The following is a 14318-nucleotide window of genomic DNA, read 5'->3' as shown; positions in this document are numbered from 1 at the left end:
GAGTAGCGTGCGCCCATGGCAAGCGACGTGCAGCAGCCCTCGACGGACTCGACCGCGGAGGCGTCGCCCTACGGCGAGCTCCGTGTCGACGTACCGGCCCTGACCGCTCTCCTCGACGGCGACTACGCCGACATCCGCAACACCGTGCGTGACGGCCTCGTCCAATACAAGGACGTGCTCGACGACGCCGAGACGATGACCCGGGCCGAGTTCCGCGAACGCGTCAAGGACGTCGTCGTCGAGCTCGCGGCGACCGGTCAGACCGGCATGGGTTTCCCGCAGGAGTACGGCGGCGGCGGCGACATCGGCGCGTCGGTGGCCGCCTTCGAGACGCTCGCCTTCGGTGACCTGTCGGTCCTGGTCAAGGTGGGGGTGCAGTTCGGTCTCTTCGGGGGCGCGATCCTCCAGCTCGGCACGAAGCGGCACCATGACGCCTACCTCGCCGGCCTGGTCAAGGGCGAGATCATGGGCTGCTTCGCGATGACGGAGACCGGCCACGGCAGCAACGTCCAGGCGCTCGGTACGACGGCCACCTACGACCCCGCGACGCAGGAGTTCGTCATCCAGACGGAGTCGCCCGCCGCGACCAAGGACTACATCGGCAACGCCGCGCGGCACGCGCAGCTGGCCGCCGTCTTCGCCCAGCTCGTGGTGGGCGGGGAGAGCCACGGCGTGCACGCCCTCGTCGTACCGGTGCGCGACGGGGACACCGTGCTGCCGGGCGTCACGATCACCGACGACGGCGCCAAGATGGGTCTCAACGGGGTCGACAACGGCCGGATCCGCTTCGACGGCGTCCGGGTGCCGCGCTCAGCCCTGCTCGACAAGTTCGCCCAGGTCACCGAGGACGGCCGCTACGAGAGCGCGATCGAGAACGCCAACAAGCGGTTCTTCACGATGCTCGGCACCCTGGTCCAGGGGCGCGTGTGCGTCGGTGCGGCGGGCCTCAGCGCCTCGAAGGTCGCGCTCAACGTGGCGGTCGAGTATGGCCTGCGCCGTCGTCAGTTCGAGGCCGCCGAGCCCGGCGTCGAGCAGGTGCTGCTCGACTACGGCCTGCACCAGCGGCGGCTCTTCCCGCTCGTCGCCCGCACCTACGGCCTGCACTTCGCCCAGGAGATCTTGTCGAGCCGCCTGCACGAGGTGTTCTCGGGCATCAAGGACGATGAGGCGACCCGGCGCTTCCTGGAGTCCCGCGCCGCCGGCACCAAGGCGCTCGCGACCTGGCACGCCACCCGGACGATCCAGGAGTGCCGCGAGGCATGCGGCGGTGCCGGTTACCTCGCCGAGAACCGGTTCGCCGCGCTCAAGGCCGACACCGACGTCTTCACGACGTTCGAGGGCGACAACCACGTGCTGCTGCAGTTGGTGGCCAAGGGTCTGCTGACCGACTACGCGAGCGACTTCTCCGACCTCGACCAGCTCGGGATGGTGCGGTTCGTCGCCGGGATCGCGGTCGAGACGGTGCTCGAGCGCACCTATGCGCACAAGCTCCTCGAGCGGATCAAGGACGTCTTCGGCAGCGACACCTGGGATGCCGACGCCGGTCTCCTCGACCCCGACTACCACCTGGCGATGTTCCGCTTCCGCGAGGAGCACCGCATCGCCGGTGTCGCGAAGCGGCTCAAGCGCGGAGTGGACTCGGGCATGAACCCGGGCGACGTCTTCTCGCGCGTCCAGGACCACGTCATCGCGGCCGCCCACGCCCACGTCGAACGGCTGGTCCTCGACGCGTTCGTCGACAAGGTGCGGGCTCAGCCGGAGGGCGAGCTGAGGAACGTCCTCAACCTGCTCTGCGACCTCCACGCCCTGTCGTCGATCGAGGCCGACCGCGGCTGGTTCATGGAGCACGGCCGGCTGACCAGCGTCCGGTCGAAGTCGATCAGCCGTGAGGTCAACGCCCTGTGCCGCCGGGTGCGGCCGCTCGCAGGAGACCTGGTCAGCGCCTTCGGGGTGCCGCGAGAGATGCTCCGGTCGGAGGCGCTGCTGACCTGGGGCGAGGAGTGAGTGTGCAGCTGAGTCGCATCCCTGGCCTCGGTGGTTGGGACGACGACCCGCTCTGGGCGCACTTCTACGACTGGACCGTCGAGCACCCCCGGCTCGGCGGAGCCGTGTGGCGACTCGGCATCCAGAGCGACCTGCAGCGGCTCTACGACGCCGCCGCGGAGATCGGGCGCCAGCCCGCCGGTGCGCGGATCCTCGACATCCCCTGCGGGGGCGGGGTCGCGCTGCGCGGGCTGAAGCCCGACCAGGGGGTGGAGTACGTCGCCGCCGACATCGCGCAGTCGATGCTCGACCGCACCCTGCGTGCTGCCGAGCGGCGCCAGGTCGCTGACCAGGTCGTGCCGCAGCTCGCCGACGTGGGCGACCTGCCCTTCGATGACGACGCCTTCGACCTGGTCGTGTCCTTCACCGGTCTGCACTGCTTCCCCGACCCGGCCCGCGCCGTGGTCGAGATGGTGCGCGTGCTCAAGCCCGGCGGCGTGATCACGGGCAGCGCGTTGCTCAACGACAGCGGCCTGCACCACCTGCCGATGCGCCGGGTCGGTCGCGCGGCCGGCCTGCTCGGCCCGGGCTGCACCGGGGACCAGCTCGTGAGCTGGCTCGAAGGCCAGCGGATGGCGGACGTCGTACTCGAACGGAGCGGAGCGATCGGCTACTTCCGCGCCGTCAAACGGGGCTGACCCCAAAAGCAGCGTCGCACCTGACGGACGTGTCGTGATTCGGCTGAATCACGACATCTACGTCAGGTGCGACGAGAGCGCGGAGCGCGAGGATCAGTGGTGAGCGTCGCCGCCGGCGGCGAGGCGCTCGGTCTCGCGCTTGAACGAGTCGTTGATCTCGACCTCGGCCTCGGTGCGGCCGACCCAGTCAGCGCCCTCGACGGACTTGCCGGGCTCGAGGTCCTTGTAGACCTCGAAGAAGTGCTGGATCTCGAGCCGGTCGAACTTCGGCACGTGGTTGATGTCGCGGATGTGCTCCATGCGCGGGTCGCTGACCGGCACGCAGAGGACCTTGTCGTCGCCGCCCTTCTCGTCGGTCATGCGGAACATGCCGATGGCGCGGCAGCGGATGAGGCAGCCGGGGAAGGTGGGCTCCTGCAGCAGCACGAGCGCGTCGAGCGGGTCGCCGTCCTGGCCGAGGGTGTCCTCGATGTAGCCGTAGTCGGCGGGGTACATGGTCGAGGTGAAGAGGAAGCGGTCAAGGCGCATGCGACCGGTCTCGTGGTCGACCTCGTACTTGTTGCGGCTCCCCTTGGGGATTTCCACGAGGACGTCGAACTCCAGCACTTCTTCCTCCGTTTCCGGTGCCAATGCACCGGCCGTTTCCTCTAGCGGGGTCATCCTCCCGCACAATGTGCCCGAACGCGCACTTGAGAGGGGGTGACCGTGGCCGAACGTGACGTGGACCACGTCCGCGGCGCCGTTGTCGGCTGGGTCTCCGCCGCACTCGCGCTCGTCCTGGTGCTCGCCGTGGCCGGCTGGCAGCTCGGCTGGCTCGACGGGCTCGGTGACGACGACGCGGCGCCCCCGGTCGACGACCCGGCAGCGGTCGCCCCGCCGCCCGAGGTCGACGTAGCGCCGGTGAAGAAGCCGCGTGCCGTCGCTCCGGTCGCCGACCTGAGCCCCACGCTCGACGTCCCCGCCGTTGAGGCAGCGCTCAAGCGGTTCCTGCGCGACAAGGACCTCGGTCCCCACGTCGTCGCGGCGGTCGAGCCGCTGCGCGGAGGCGGTCGCGGCTACGAGTTCGCGAGCAGTGGCGCCGACATCGCGACGCCCGCGTCGACGACCAAGGTCGTGACCTCGACGGTCGCCCTGTCGCTCCTCGGCCCCGACCACCGCTTCACGACCCGCACCGTGCTCGAGAAGGGCGCCACTCCTCGCGTGGTCCTCGTGGGTGGCGGCGACCCGTTCCTGCTCAGCAACCCGCAGGCCAAGTGGGGCACCAACACCGAGGCGACCTTCGCGCCGAAGAAGGCCGACGTCGTCACCCTCGCCAAGGCGACGGCCAAGGCGCTCCGCGCCCAAGGAGTACGGCGGGTGCGACTCGCCTACGACGCCTCGCTCTTCAGCGGTCCTGCCGTCAACCCGCACTGGCCGTCCGACTACGTCCCGACCGGCGTCGTGCCGCCGATCTCGGCGTTGTGGATCGACGAGGGACGCGACCCCCAGGGCTACGGCTTCTCGGCCGACCCCGCGCTGACCGCCGCGCAGGTCTTCGGCACGGCATTGGCGAAGGCCGGGATCACCGTCGACGGCGCGGCCACCTCGACCGTCGCCGATGCCGCGGCCCGCGACCTGGCCTCGGTCGACTCGGCGCCACTGGCGCAGATCGTGCAGCGGCTGCTCGAGGTCAGCGACAACGAGGCGGCCGAGGTGCTGCTGCGGCAGGCCGGTCTCGCCCACTCCGGCGACGGCTCGTCGGTCGGCGGTCAGGCCGCGGTGAAGAAGGTGCTGGCCGCGGGCGACGTCGACATGGACGGCAGCGTCCTCTACGACGGCAGCGGCCTGTCCCGCGAGAACCTCATGTCGCCGCACCTGCTCATCGACGTGCTGCGCTGGGCCTCCTCCGACGCCCGGCCCGAGCTGCGCGCCGTGCTGACCGGGCTCCCGGTGGCCGGCTTCACCGGATCGCTGGCCAACCGCTTCGACAACGCGCCCGCCGACGGACCCGGCCGGGTGCGGGCCAAGACCGGCACCCTGACCGGTGTCTTCTCGCTCGCCGGCATCGCTGTCGACCTCGACGGCTCGGTCCTGGTCTTCGCGCTGATCGCCGATCAGGTGCCCCCGGCGCGCAGCGGCCTGGCCCAGATCGCTCTCGACGACGCCGCGGCCGCCTTGGGTGCCTGCCACTGCACGCGGTGACGACGACGAACCGCTGGCTGAGGGCGGGATCCGCCAGCCCCGTACGCTTCACCGCATGACGAGCGAGGCGGCCTCCGGAAGCAACCCCGGGAGCAACCCCGGAAGCAACATGGTCGACTGGTCGCTCGCGGTGACCATCGGCTCGATGCTGGCCGGCGACGGCCCGAGCGTGAGCAGGGCCGAGGCCGACGAGGCGGTGGCCGAGCTCCGGGCCGACGCCGGCAAGAGCACCGGGCTGGTCCGCGACTTCACCGGTCTCGACGCCCCGGACGGCACTGCGCCGGTGCTCGTGGTCGACCGGCCCGGCTGGGTGCAGGCCAACGCCGACGCCTTTCAGGTCGCGACCGGCGCGATGATGCGCAAGATGGTCGAGAAGCGCGAGCCCGGCCGGATCGCCCAGCTCGTCGGGTCGAAGGTGACCGGTGCCGAGGTCGGTGGCCTGCTCGGCTTCCTCGCCGGCAAGGTGCTCGGTCAGTTCGACCCGTTCTACGAGCCGGCCGGCCGCCTGCTGCTGGTCGCGCCCAACATCGTCCACGTCGAGCGCGAGCTCGGCGTCGACCCGACCGACTTCCGGCTGTGGGTGTGCCTGCACGAGGAGACCCACCGGGTGCAGTTCACGGCGGTGCCGTGGATGCGCGACCACCTCTTTTCGGAGATCAACGCGATCAGCGAGACCCTCGAGCCCGCGTCGCTCCTCGACGGCGGCATCGAGCGGGTCACCGAGGCGATCAAGAGCGGTCGCAACGGCGGCAGCATCGTCGACATGTTCAGCACCCCGGAGCAGCGCGAGATCCTCGACCGGGTGACCGGGATGATGTCGCTGCTGGAGGGCCACGCCGACGTCGTGATGGACGACGTCGGCCCGCAGGTGATCCCGTCGGTCGACGACATCCGCGCGAAGTTCACCAAGCGTCGCCAGGGCATCGGCCCGCTCGATCGGATCCTGCGACGCCTGCTCGGGCTCGAGGCGAAGATGGCCCAGTACCGCGACGGTGCCCACTTCGTCCGCGCGGTGGTCGACAAGGTCGGCATGGACGAGTTCAACGCCGTATGGACCGACGCTGCGCACCTGCCCTCGAAGGCCGAGCTGGCCGACCCCGAGGGCTGGGTCCGCCGCGTGCTCGGCTGAGGCAGCCGTGACTCTCCACCCCGCCGTCGCCGCCTGCCGACGCGGCGTGCGTGCCGTGCTGTCGGGCCTGGAGCCGGGCGACGTCGTACTCGTCGCCTGTTCCGGGGGCGCCGACTCCCTCGCGCTCGCCTCGGCGACGGTCTTCGAGGGGCACAAGCTCGGGCTGCGGGTCATCGGCGCGACCGTCGACCACGGGCTCCAGGCGGGCTCGGCCGACCAGGCCGCCCGGGTGGTGGCCCAGCTCGCGGCGATCGGGGTCGACGAGACGGCAACGGTCCGCGTCGAGGTGACGGCCGAGGGGCTGGGGCCGGAAGCGGCCGCCCGACAGGCCCGCTACGACGTCCTCGAGCAGCTGCGTGAGCACGCAGGAGCGGCGCTCGTGCTGCTCGGGCACACCCGCGACGACCAGGCCGAGACCGTGCTCCTCGGCCTGGCCCGCGGTTCGGGTGGGCGCTCGCTGGCCGGGATGCGCCGCTCTTACGACCGCTACGCCCGGCCGCTCCTCGACGTGACCCGCGACGACACCTTCACGGCTTGCCAGGTGGAGGGCCTCGAGCCGTGGCACGACCCCCACAACGACGATCCCGGCTACACCCGGGTGCGCGTACGACGTACGGTCCTCCCGGTCCTCGAGGAGCACCTCGGCCCCGGCGTCGCCGCGGCGCTCGCGCGGACGGCCGACCAGGTCCGCGACGACGTCGAGGCGCTCGACGCGATCGCCCAGGCGGCGTACGCCGCCCTCCGCGGCCCTGATGGGACCGGTGGCATCCCGCTCCGGGCTCTCCACGACCACTACCGAGCGGTCGCCTCGCGAGTGCTGCGGCTCGCCGCACTCGAAGCGGGGGCGATCGACAGCGAGCTCGCCCACCTCCACGTGCGCGCCCTCGTCGACCTCGCTGCGGGCGAGATCAGGGGCGAGGTCCGCTTGCCGGGCCATGTCACGGCGTATCGCGCCGACGGCCATCTCCGGTTCCGACCCACCCCTATGACATCCTGAGCGCCATGGACTCTGGGGCAGTCGAGAAGGACCTCGTCGAGGTGCTGTTCACCGAGAAGCAGATCCTCGACCGGCTCGGTGAGCTGGCCCAGGAGATCGAGCGCGACTACGACGGCAAGGACCTCGTGATCGTCGGCGTCCTGCGCGGCGCCGTGATGGTCATGGCCGACCTCGCCCGGGCGCTCGGCCGCCACGTCGAGATGGACTGGATGGCGGTGTCGTCCTACGGCTCCGGCACCAAGTCCTCGGGCGTCGTGCGGATCCTCAAGGACCTCGACGCCGACATCTCCGGTCGCCACGTGGTCATCGTCGACGAGATCATCGACACCGGCCTGACGCTCTCGTGGCTGACCTCCAACCTCTCCTCGCGCGGCCCCGCCAGCGTCGAGATCTGCACCCTCCTGCGCAAGCCCGAGGCGCTGCAGATGCCCGTCGAGGTCAAGTACGTCGGCTGGGACATCCCCAACGAGTTCGTCGTCGGCTACGGCCTCGACTACCGCGAGCGCTACCGCAACCTGCGCGACATCGGCACGCTCGCGCCCCACGTGTACTCCTGAGTCCCATCGGTCCTAGTCGGATCTGACTAGATCCGGGGTCACCCGGACGGGCCTTGAGTCGTTAGGACTTCTGTCCTACCACCGGGCTGCGATGATGAACCCGTACGACGACGGGTAACGTCGTCGGTTCAAATGTGCTGGTAGGAGCGGATGAGTCTGTGAAGCGTGTTTTCAGGGGTCCCTGGCTGTGGATCGTGGTTGCGGTCCTGGCAGTTCTCCTCGCCCTGGAGTTCCTCGCGCCCGGCGGTGGCTACGACGAGGTCTCGACCTCGACGATGAGCAAGTACATCGCTGAGGGTGAGGTCAAGGAGATCACCTTCATCGACGGCGACCAGACCATCGAGGCGACCCTCGACGACGGCGTCCGTGACGACGGCGAGCGGGTCATGGCCCACTACATCCAGGGCCAGCAGGAGGGCATCATCGATGCCGTCGACAAGCAGGTCCAGCTCGGCACCATCGAGAAGTCCAACTCCGAGAACCCGCAGCCGAGCCTGCTCGGCTCGCTCCTCGCCACGCTGCTGCCCTTCGCCCTCATCGTGCTGCTCTTCATCTTCTTGATGAACAACGTCCAGGGCGGCGGCCGGGGCGTGATGCAGTTCGGCAAGTCCAAGGCCAAGATGATCAGCAAGGACATGCCGAAGACGACCTTCGCCGACGTCGCGGGCTGTGACGAGGCGATCGAGGAGCTCGGCGAGATCAAGGAGTTCCTCCAGGAGCCCGCCAAGTTCCAGGCCGTCGGCGCCAAGATTCCCAAGGGCGTGCTGCTCTACGGGCCTCCGGGCACCGGCAAGACCCTGCTCGCGCGCGCCGTTGCCGGCGAGGCGGGCGTGCCCTTCTACTCGATCTCCGGGTCCGACTTCGTCGAGATGTTCGTCGGTGTGGGTGCTTCCCGCGTCCGCGACCTCTTCGAGCAGGCCAAGGAAAATGCTCCGGCCATCGTCTTCATCGACGAGATCGACGCCGTCGGTCGCCACCGCGGCGCCGGCATGGGCGGCGGTCACGACGAGCGCGAGCAGACGCTCAACCAGCTGCTCGTCGAGATGGACGGCTTCGACGTCCGGGGTGGCGTGATCCTGATCGCGGCCACCAACCGTCCCGACGTGCTCGACCCGGCGCTGCTGCGCCCGGGCCGCTTCGACCGTCAGATCGGCGTCGACGCGCCCGACCTGGCCGGCCGCAAGCGCATCCTCGAGGTCCACTCGCGGGGCAAGCCGCTCGCCGCCGACGTCGACCTGATGAACGTCGCTCGCCGCACTCCCGGCTTCAGCGGTGCCGACCTGGCCAACGTCCTCAACGAGGCGGCGCTCCTCACGGCGCGCAACAACCAGAAGCAGATCGTGCCGACCGCGCTCGACGAGGCGATCGACCGCGTGATCGCCGGACCGCAGCGCAACTCGCGACTGATGTCGGAGAAGGAGAAGCTGATCACGGCCTACCACGAGGGCGGCCACGCCCTCGTCGCCGCGGCGCTCCCCGGCACCGACCCGGTCCACAAGATCACGATCCTGCCGAGAGGCCGTGCGCTCGGCTACACGATGGTGCTGCCGGACGAGGACAAGTACTCCCAGACCCGCAGCGAGATGCAGGACAAGCTGGCCTACATGCTGGGCGGCCGGGCCGCGGAGGAGCTGATCTTCCACGACCCGACCACCGGTGCGGGCAACGACATCGAGAAGGCGACCAGCCTGGCGCGCGCGATGGTCACTCAATACGGCATGACCGAGCGCCTCGGTGCGATCAAGCTGGGCGAGTCCAACGCCGAGCCGTTCCTCGGTCGCGACATCGGCCACACGCGCAACTACTCCGAGGACGTCGCGGCGATCATCGACGAGGAGACCAAGAAGTTCCTCGCCGTTGCCCACCAGGAGGCCTTCGACATCCTCGCGGAGAACCGCGACGTGCTCGACGCGCTCGTGCTGGAGCTGCTCGACAAGGAGACCCTCGACAAGGCCGAGGTGGCTGCGATCTTCGAGCCGCTCCGGCGGCGTCCGGTGCGGCCGGCGTGGACCGGTTCCCCGACCCGGGTGCCCTCGAGCCAGCCGCCGGTGGAGATCCCCGAGGAGATCCGCAAGCGCGGAGCCGACGCGATCGCCAACCAGGCCAGCAACGGCAACGGCACCAAGCCTGAGGACGAGGACGCCGGCGCCGTGCTGACGCCTCCCGGGCCGGGCGGCGACGTCTTCGGCGGCACCCCGGTGGCTCCGCCGACCGACAACCCCACTCCGCCGTCCCTCTAGGCTGCCTGCGTGCCTGACCCGATCCACACGCCGGAGCGCGACCCCGCTGACGTGCCCGCCTTCGACCAGGCGCGCGCCGAGGCGGCCGTCCGCGAGCTGCTGATCGCCATCGGCGAGGACCCCGATCGCGAGGGCCTGCTGGAGACTCCGGCGCGTGTCGCCCGGGCTTACGCCGAGGTGACGGCCGGGCTGCGCAAGCGACCGGAGGACGTCCTCACCACGACGTTCGACCTCGGACACGACGAGATGGTGCTCGTGCGCGACATCGAGCTGTGGTCGATGTGCGAGCACCACCTGGTGCCCTTCACGGGTGTCGCACACGTGGGCTACATCCCGGCCGAGTCCGGCAAGATCACCGGCCTGTCCAAGCTCGCGCGGCTCGTCGACGTCTACGCCAAGCGCCCGCAGGTCCAGGAGCGGCTGACCACGCAGATCGCCGACGCCCTCATGAACATCCTCGAGGCACGAGGCGTGATCGTGGTGATCGAGGCCGAGCACCTCTGCATGACGATGCGCGGCGTCCGCAAGGCCGGCGCCCGCACCATCACCTCGGCGATCCGCGGCACCATGCACAACGCCGCCACCCGCCAAGAGGCGATGAGCCTCATCATGCACGGCACCCGCTAGGACGCAGGATGAGCCCGCTGGTGATGGGCGTCGTCAACGTCACGCCCGACTCGTTCTCCGACGGCGGGCGCTACCTCGACGCCGACCGCGCGATCGCCCACGGGCGTGCCCTTCTCGCCGACGGCGCCGACATCCTCGACGTCGGCGGCGAGTCCACCCGGCCCGGTGCGACCCGGCCCTTGGTGAGCGAGGAGCTCGCGCGGGTCGTCCCCGTGATCGAGGCCCTCGCGGCCGACGGGGCGACGGTGTCGGTTGACACGATGCGGGCCGAAGTGGCCGCGGCCGCCCTCGCGGCGGGCGCGACGATCGTCAACGACGTCTCGGGCGGTCTCGCCGACCCGGAGATCCTCGCGGTCGTGGCGGCCAGCACGGCGTCGTACGTCGCGATGCACTGGCGTGCCCACAGCGACCGCATGCAGCAGTTCACCCACTACGACGGCCCGGTCGCTGCCGCCGTCGCGCGCGAGCTGCAGGACCGAGTCGATGCCATCCGGGCGGCGGGGGTGCCCGACGAGCGGATCGTGCTCGACCCGGGCATCGGCTTCGCCAAGGACGCGGAGCAGAACTGGGAGCTGCTCGCGCACCTCGACGTGATCGGCGACCTCGGCTTTCCCGTGCTCGTCGGCGCCAGCCGCAAGCGCTTCCTGGGCGCCCTGCTCGCCGCCGCCGACGGCACCCCGCGCCCGGTCGACGAGCGCGAGCTCGCGCACGCTGCGATCATCACCCGGCTGGCTCTCGACGGCGTGTGGGGCGTGCGGGTGCACGACGTCCGCGCGACGCGCGACGTGCTGGCCGCCGTACGACGATGGGAGAGTCACCGATGACAGATGAGCTGAGCGTGCTCGGCATCGAGTGCTGGGGACACCACGGAGTGTTCGAGCACGAGCGTCGGGAAGGGCAGACCTTCGTCATCGACCTGACGCTCGGCATCGACACCACCCCGGCAGCTGCGTCAGATGACTTGCGCGACACGGTGGACTACGGAAGTCTCGTCGCGCAGGTAGCGGCGGCTGTCAGCCGGGATCCGGTCGACCTGATCGAGACTCTCGCGGGCCGGATCGCCGATGTCTGCCTCTTGGACCCTCGTGTTGAATGGGCCAGGGTGACCGTGCACAAACCAGATGCTCCGATCGAGGCGAAGTTCGGCGACGTCACACTGACGATCACCCGCCACCGACCACCGACATCCCCCCGAAAGGGAGAGGCCGATGACTGAGACCCCCAACCCCCACATCATCGATGCCGACACCCTCACGGGTGAGATGCGGCCGATCCGTCGTGTGGTGGTCGCCCTCGGTTCCAACCTCGGCGAGAGCTTCTCCAACCTCCAGGGCGCCGTCGACGCGCTCGCGGACACCCCGGACGTCTGGGTCACCGGTGTCTCGCCGGTCTACGAGACCGAGCCGATCGACTGCCCGCCCGACTCCCCCAAGTTCCTCAACGCGATCGTCCTGATCGACACGACCCTCGCGGCCAACCGCCTGCTCGACCGGGCGCTGGCGATCGAGGACGCCTACGACCGCGACCGCAGCCACGGCATCAACGCGCCGCGCACGCTCGACGTCGACCTGATCGTGGTGGGTGACCGGCGCAGCGACACCGACGCGCTCAAGCTGCCGCACCCGCAGGCCCACGAGCGGGCGTTCGTCCTCCAGCCGTGGCTCGACCTCGAGCCCGACGCGCAGATCCCTGACCTGGGTGCCGTGTCGGTCCTGCTCGACAAGGTCGGCACCGAGGGCCTGGCCCGCCGCGACGACCTGGTGCTCGAGTACGACGAGTGAGGGATCAGCCGGAGCCTGATCGGTCCGGCGAGCGGCCGGAGGAGCAGGAGCCCTTCGAGGGCTCGCTGCGACCGACGTCGCCTCCGGTCCTCCTCGGCTGGGCGCTGGCCGGTCTGGTCCTCGGGTGGGCGTTGCACCCGCTCAGCGACCGCGTCGGGCGGGTCCCGCCGCTGGTGACCTGGGCGCAGCCGCTGGCGCTGGTGCTGCTGGCCGCGATCCTCGGCTACGTCGCCTGGGTGACCCACCGGACCGTCCACGTGCGCCACGAACGCCTCCAGCCCCACCAGGCGGTCAACCGGCTGGTGCTGGCGCGGGCGAGCGCGCTGGTCGCTGCCCTCGCGGGCGGCGGCTACCTCGGTTACGCCCTCAGCTGGCTCCGTGACTCGGCCGAGCTGGCCGACGACCGGATGTGGCACTCGCTCGCCGCTGCGGGCGCGAGCCTGCTCGGTGTGGTCGCTGCACTGCTCCTCGAGCGAGCGTGTCGCATTAGAAACACGAATAACAACGCGTAACGTCAGTCACATGACTACCACCGCGGGCAGCTCCCGCCGTCGTCAGCGGTCGACCCGGCTCGTGGTCGCCGTCCTTCTCCTCCTGGCGGCCGGTCTCGCGGTCGCCTCCAGCGCCGTCACCGGCTCCTGGCTGGCCGTCACCCTGGCCGGCGCCTGCGCCGTGGTCCTCGGCGCGGCCGCCACCAAGATCACCCACACCGAGCTGATGACGGTGCGCGTCGACGGCGCCCGCGAGCGCGCCGCCCAGGCTCAGGCCTTCCGCGAGCTCGACGGCCGCCGCGCCGCCGAGGGCGTCGAGTTCGCCGCCGACATGCAGGGTCGCCTCGCCCGCCGCGACGCGGTCGTGTCGCGACTCGAGCGGCGACTGGGCGAGGCCGCCCAGGAGCTCGCCGAGGCGCGCCGCAGCCTCAGCAGCGTCGAGGAGCAGCTCTCGACCTCCGAGCGCGAGCGCGCCCGGGTTGGCGAACGCCTCGTCGACGCCGAGGACCGAGCCACCCAGGCCGTCGTACGCGTTGCCGAGCTCGAGGCCGAGGTCGACACCCTCACCGCCCAGTGGGAGGCCGCCGAGGCCGCCCTCGCCTCGCGCCAGGTCCGCAAGGGCGCCTGACCGCGCAACCTCACTCCCGCAGCGCGCTCCGCAACGAGCGGTGGACGCCCGCGGGGGTGAGCACACCGACGAAGGTCGGTCCGTCGGTGACCCCGAGCATCGCCCGGTCGTCGCGGAGCATCAGCGCGAGCGCTTCCTCGAGGGTCGCGTCGACGGCGATCGTTGCGCCGAGCTCGGCGGCCTTGACTCCGTCGACCGGATCGAGCTGGGCGGGGTCGATCCGGGTGACCGACAGTCGCCGCAGCCCGCGCTCGGCGCCGACGAACGTGGCGACCTCGTCATCGACGGGGTGGGCGAGCAGCCGGGCAGGGGTGTCGTACTGCAACAGGCGCCCGCCGTCAGCGAAGACCGCGACCCGGTCACCGAGCAGCACGGCCTCGTCGATGTCGTGGGTGACCAGCACGACGGTCTTGCCGAGCTCCTGCTGCAGCCGGCGGAACTCCTCCTGCAGCCGGCCGCGGATCACCGGGTCGACAGCACCGAACGGCTCGTCCATCAACAGCACCGGCGGGTCGGCCGCGAGCGCGCGGGCCACGCCGACCCGTTGCCGCTGACCTCCGGAGAGCTGGTGGGGGTAGCGGTCGCCGTACTGCTCGGGGTCGAGCCCGACCAGTGACATCAGCTCGTGGGCGCGTTCCCTCGCGGTCGCCTTCGACTCCCCGTAGAGCAGCGGGACGGTCATCACGTTGGCGGTGATCTTCTGGTGCGGGAAGAGGCCGACCTGCTGGATGACGTAGCCGATGCCGCGCCGCAGCCGCACCGGATCGACGTGGGTGACGTCCTGGCCGTCGATCTCGATGACGCCCGTGCTCGGCTCGACCAGCCGGTTGATCATCTTCAACGTCGTCGACTTGCCGCAGCCCGACGGACCGACCAGGCAGACGAGCTCACCGCGCCCGACCTCGAGGGAGAGCTCGCGTACGGCGACGGTGCCGTCGTCGTAGGTCTTGCTCACGCCGCTGAGCCGGATCATCGGGTCCGGGGGGAGGGGCGCGGTAGCGTCCAT

Annotated in this window: 15 protein-coding genes; 13 read left to right on the top strand and 2 right to left on the bottom strand. The window is 70.7% G+C overall.

The genetic code is table 11. The features are described 5' to 3' along the window. Positions 1 to 15 precede the first annotated feature (15 nt). On the top strand, positions 16 to 2004 hold the full coding sequence (locus F0U44_RS14255; RefSeq protein ID WP_149728924.1) for an acyl-CoA dehydrogenase family protein: 1989 nt from the start codon (positions 16 to 18) through the stop codon (positions 2002 to 2004). A gap of 2 nt (positions 2005 to 2006) precedes the next feature. Next, positions 2007 to 2681 carry a class I SAM-dependent methyltransferase gene (locus F0U44_RS14250; RefSeq protein WP_188113480.1) on the top strand — a complete coding sequence of 225 codons (675 nt, stop codon included), beginning with the start codon at positions 2007 to 2009 and terminating at the stop codon, positions 2679 to 2681. A gap of 93 nt (positions 2682 to 2774) precedes the next feature. Here the strand turns inward: F0U44_RS14250 and F0U44_RS14245 are convergent, their stop codons facing one another. Continuing rightward, on the bottom strand, positions 2775 to 3341 hold the full coding sequence (locus F0U44_RS14245; RefSeq protein WP_438616490.1) for an inorganic diphosphatase: 567 nt from the start codon (positions 3339 to 3341) through the stop codon (positions 2775 to 2777). Positions 3342 to 3386: 45 nt separating this feature from the next. Here F0U44_RS14245 and dacB point away from each other — a divergent pair, with 45 nt between their 5' ends. The 11 genes from dacB to F0U44_RS14190 all read left to right on the top strand — a co-directional run bounded on the left by dacB (position 3387) and on the right by F0U44_RS14190 (position 13312). Beyond that, positions 3387 to 4862 (top strand): D-alanyl-D-alanine carboxypeptidase/D-alanyl-D-alanine endopeptidase, encoded by a 1476-nt coding sequence (gene dacB / locus F0U44_RS14240; RefSeq protein ID WP_188113479.1) that lies wholly within the window; start codon positions 3387 to 3389, stop codon positions 4860 to 4862. Between the two features lie 55 nt (positions 4863 to 4917). Continuing rightward, positions 4918 to 5991: a zinc-dependent metalloprotease gene (locus F0U44_RS14235; protein ID WP_246160463.1), complete on the top strand. Its 1074-nt coding sequence runs from the start codon at positions 4918 to 4920 to the stop codon at positions 5989 to 5991. A gap of 7 nt (positions 5992 to 5998) precedes the next feature. After that, positions 5999 to 6988, top strand: a complete 990-nt coding sequence (tilS, locus tag F0U44_RS14230) for a tRNA lysidine(34) synthetase TilS (protein ID WP_149728921.1) — start codon at positions 5999 to 6001, stop codon at positions 6986 to 6988. 5 nt (positions 6989 to 6993) lie between these two features. Beyond that, the gene (gene hpt, locus F0U44_RS14225; RefSeq protein WP_149728920.1) at positions 6994 to 7545 is read left to right on the top strand and encodes a hypoxanthine phosphoribosyltransferase; all 552 of its coding nucleotides are present in this window, start codon (positions 6994 to 6996) and stop codon (positions 7543 to 7545) included. Between the two features lie 134 nt (positions 7546 to 7679). Further along, on the top strand, positions 7680 to 9785 hold the full coding sequence (gene ftsH / locus F0U44_RS14220) for an ATP-dependent zinc metalloprotease FtsH (RefSeq protein ID WP_438616489.1): 2106 nt from the start codon (positions 7680 to 7682) through the stop codon (positions 9783 to 9785). 51 nt (positions 9786 to 9836) lie between these two features. Next, positions 9837 to 10412, top strand: a complete 576-nt coding sequence (gene folE / locus F0U44_RS14215; protein ID WP_246160492.1) for a GTP cyclohydrolase I FolE — start codon at positions 9837 to 9839, stop codon at positions 10410 to 10412. Between the two features lie 8 nt (positions 10413 to 10420). Then, positions 10421 to 11236 (top strand): dihydropteroate synthase, encoded by an 816-nt coding sequence (gene folP, locus F0U44_RS14210; RefSeq protein WP_149728917.1) that lies wholly within the window; start codon positions 10421 to 10423, stop codon positions 11234 to 11236. Then, complete coding sequence (folB, locus tag F0U44_RS14205; protein WP_149728916.1) at positions 11233 to 11628, top strand: dihydroneopterin aldolase; 396 nt, start codon at positions 11233 to 11235, stop codon at positions 11626 to 11628. The genes folP and folB overlap by 4 nt, the downstream gene beginning before the upstream one ends. Then, positions 11621 to 12193 carry a 2-amino-4-hydroxy-6-hydroxymethyldihydropteridine diphosphokinase gene (gene folK, locus F0U44_RS14200; protein ID WP_149728915.1) on the top strand — a complete coding sequence of 191 codons (573 nt, stop codon included), beginning with the start codon at positions 11621 to 11623 and terminating at the stop codon, positions 12191 to 12193. The genes folB and folK overlap by 8 nt, the downstream gene beginning before the upstream one ends. Continuing rightward, on the top strand, positions 12190 to 12705 hold the full coding sequence (locus tag F0U44_RS14195; RefSeq protein WP_149728914.1) for a DUF3180 domain-containing protein: 516 nt from the start codon (positions 12190 to 12192) through the stop codon (positions 12703 to 12705). The genes folK and F0U44_RS14195 overlap by 4 nt, the downstream gene beginning before the upstream one ends. A gap of 10 nt (positions 12706 to 12715) precedes the next feature. Further along, entirely contained in the window at positions 12716 to 13312 is a 597-nt protein-coding gene (locus F0U44_RS14190) for a hypothetical protein (protein WP_149728913.1), read from the top strand. A 10-nt stretch (positions 13313 to 13322) separates the two neighbouring features. Here F0U44_RS14190 and F0U44_RS14185 read toward each other — a convergent pair whose 3' ends face one another. Beyond that, entirely contained in the window at positions 13323 to 14318 is a 996-nt protein-coding gene (locus F0U44_RS14185) for an ABC transporter ATP-binding protein (protein WP_246160462.1), read from the bottom strand.

Source organism: Nocardioides humilatus (genome assembly GCF_008373755.1).
Lineage (GTDB): Bacteria > Actinomycetota > Actinomycetes > Propionibacteriales > Nocardioidaceae > Nocardioides > Nocardioides humilatus.
Note: the sequence above shows the minus strand (reverse complement) of the source record. Positions and strands in the feature narration are given on the sequence as shown.

Bases quoted from the DNA above. Each gene is read 5' to 3' on its own strand.
- folP (WP_149728917.1), top strand. From the start codon at position 10,421: ATGAGCCCGCTGGTGATGGGCGTCGTCAACGTCACGCCCGACTCGTTC.
- F0U44_RS14255 (WP_149728924.1), top strand. From the start codon at position 16: ATGGCAAGCGACGTGCAGCAGCCCTCGACGGACTCGACCGCGGAGGCG.
- folK (WP_149728915.1), top strand. From the start codon at position 11,621: ATGACTGAGACCCCCAACCCCCACATCATCGATGCCGACACCCTCACG.
- F0U44_RS14185 (WP_246160462.1), bottom strand. From the start codon at position 14,318: ATGGACGCTACCGCGCCCCTCCCCCCGGACCCGATGATCCGGCTCAGC.
- F0U44_RS14190 (WP_149728913.1), top strand. From the start codon at position 12,716: ATGACTACCACCGCGGGCAGCTCCCGCCGTCGTCAGCGGTCGACCCGG.
- folB (WP_149728916.1), top strand. From the start codon at position 11,233: ATGACAGATGAGCTGAGCGTGCTCGGCATCGAGTGCTGGGGACACCAC.
- F0U44_RS14235 (WP_246160463.1), top strand. From the start codon at position 4,918: ATGACGAGCGAGGCGGCCTCCGGAAGCAACCCCGGGAGCAACCCCGGA.
- hpt (WP_149728920.1), top strand. From the start codon at position 6,994: ATGGACTCTGGGGCAGTCGAGAAGGACCTCGTCGAGGTGCTGTTCACC.
- F0U44_RS14245 (WP_438616490.1), bottom strand. From the start codon at position 3,341: ATGACCCCGCTAGAGGAAACGGCCGGTGCATTGGCACCGGAAACGGAG.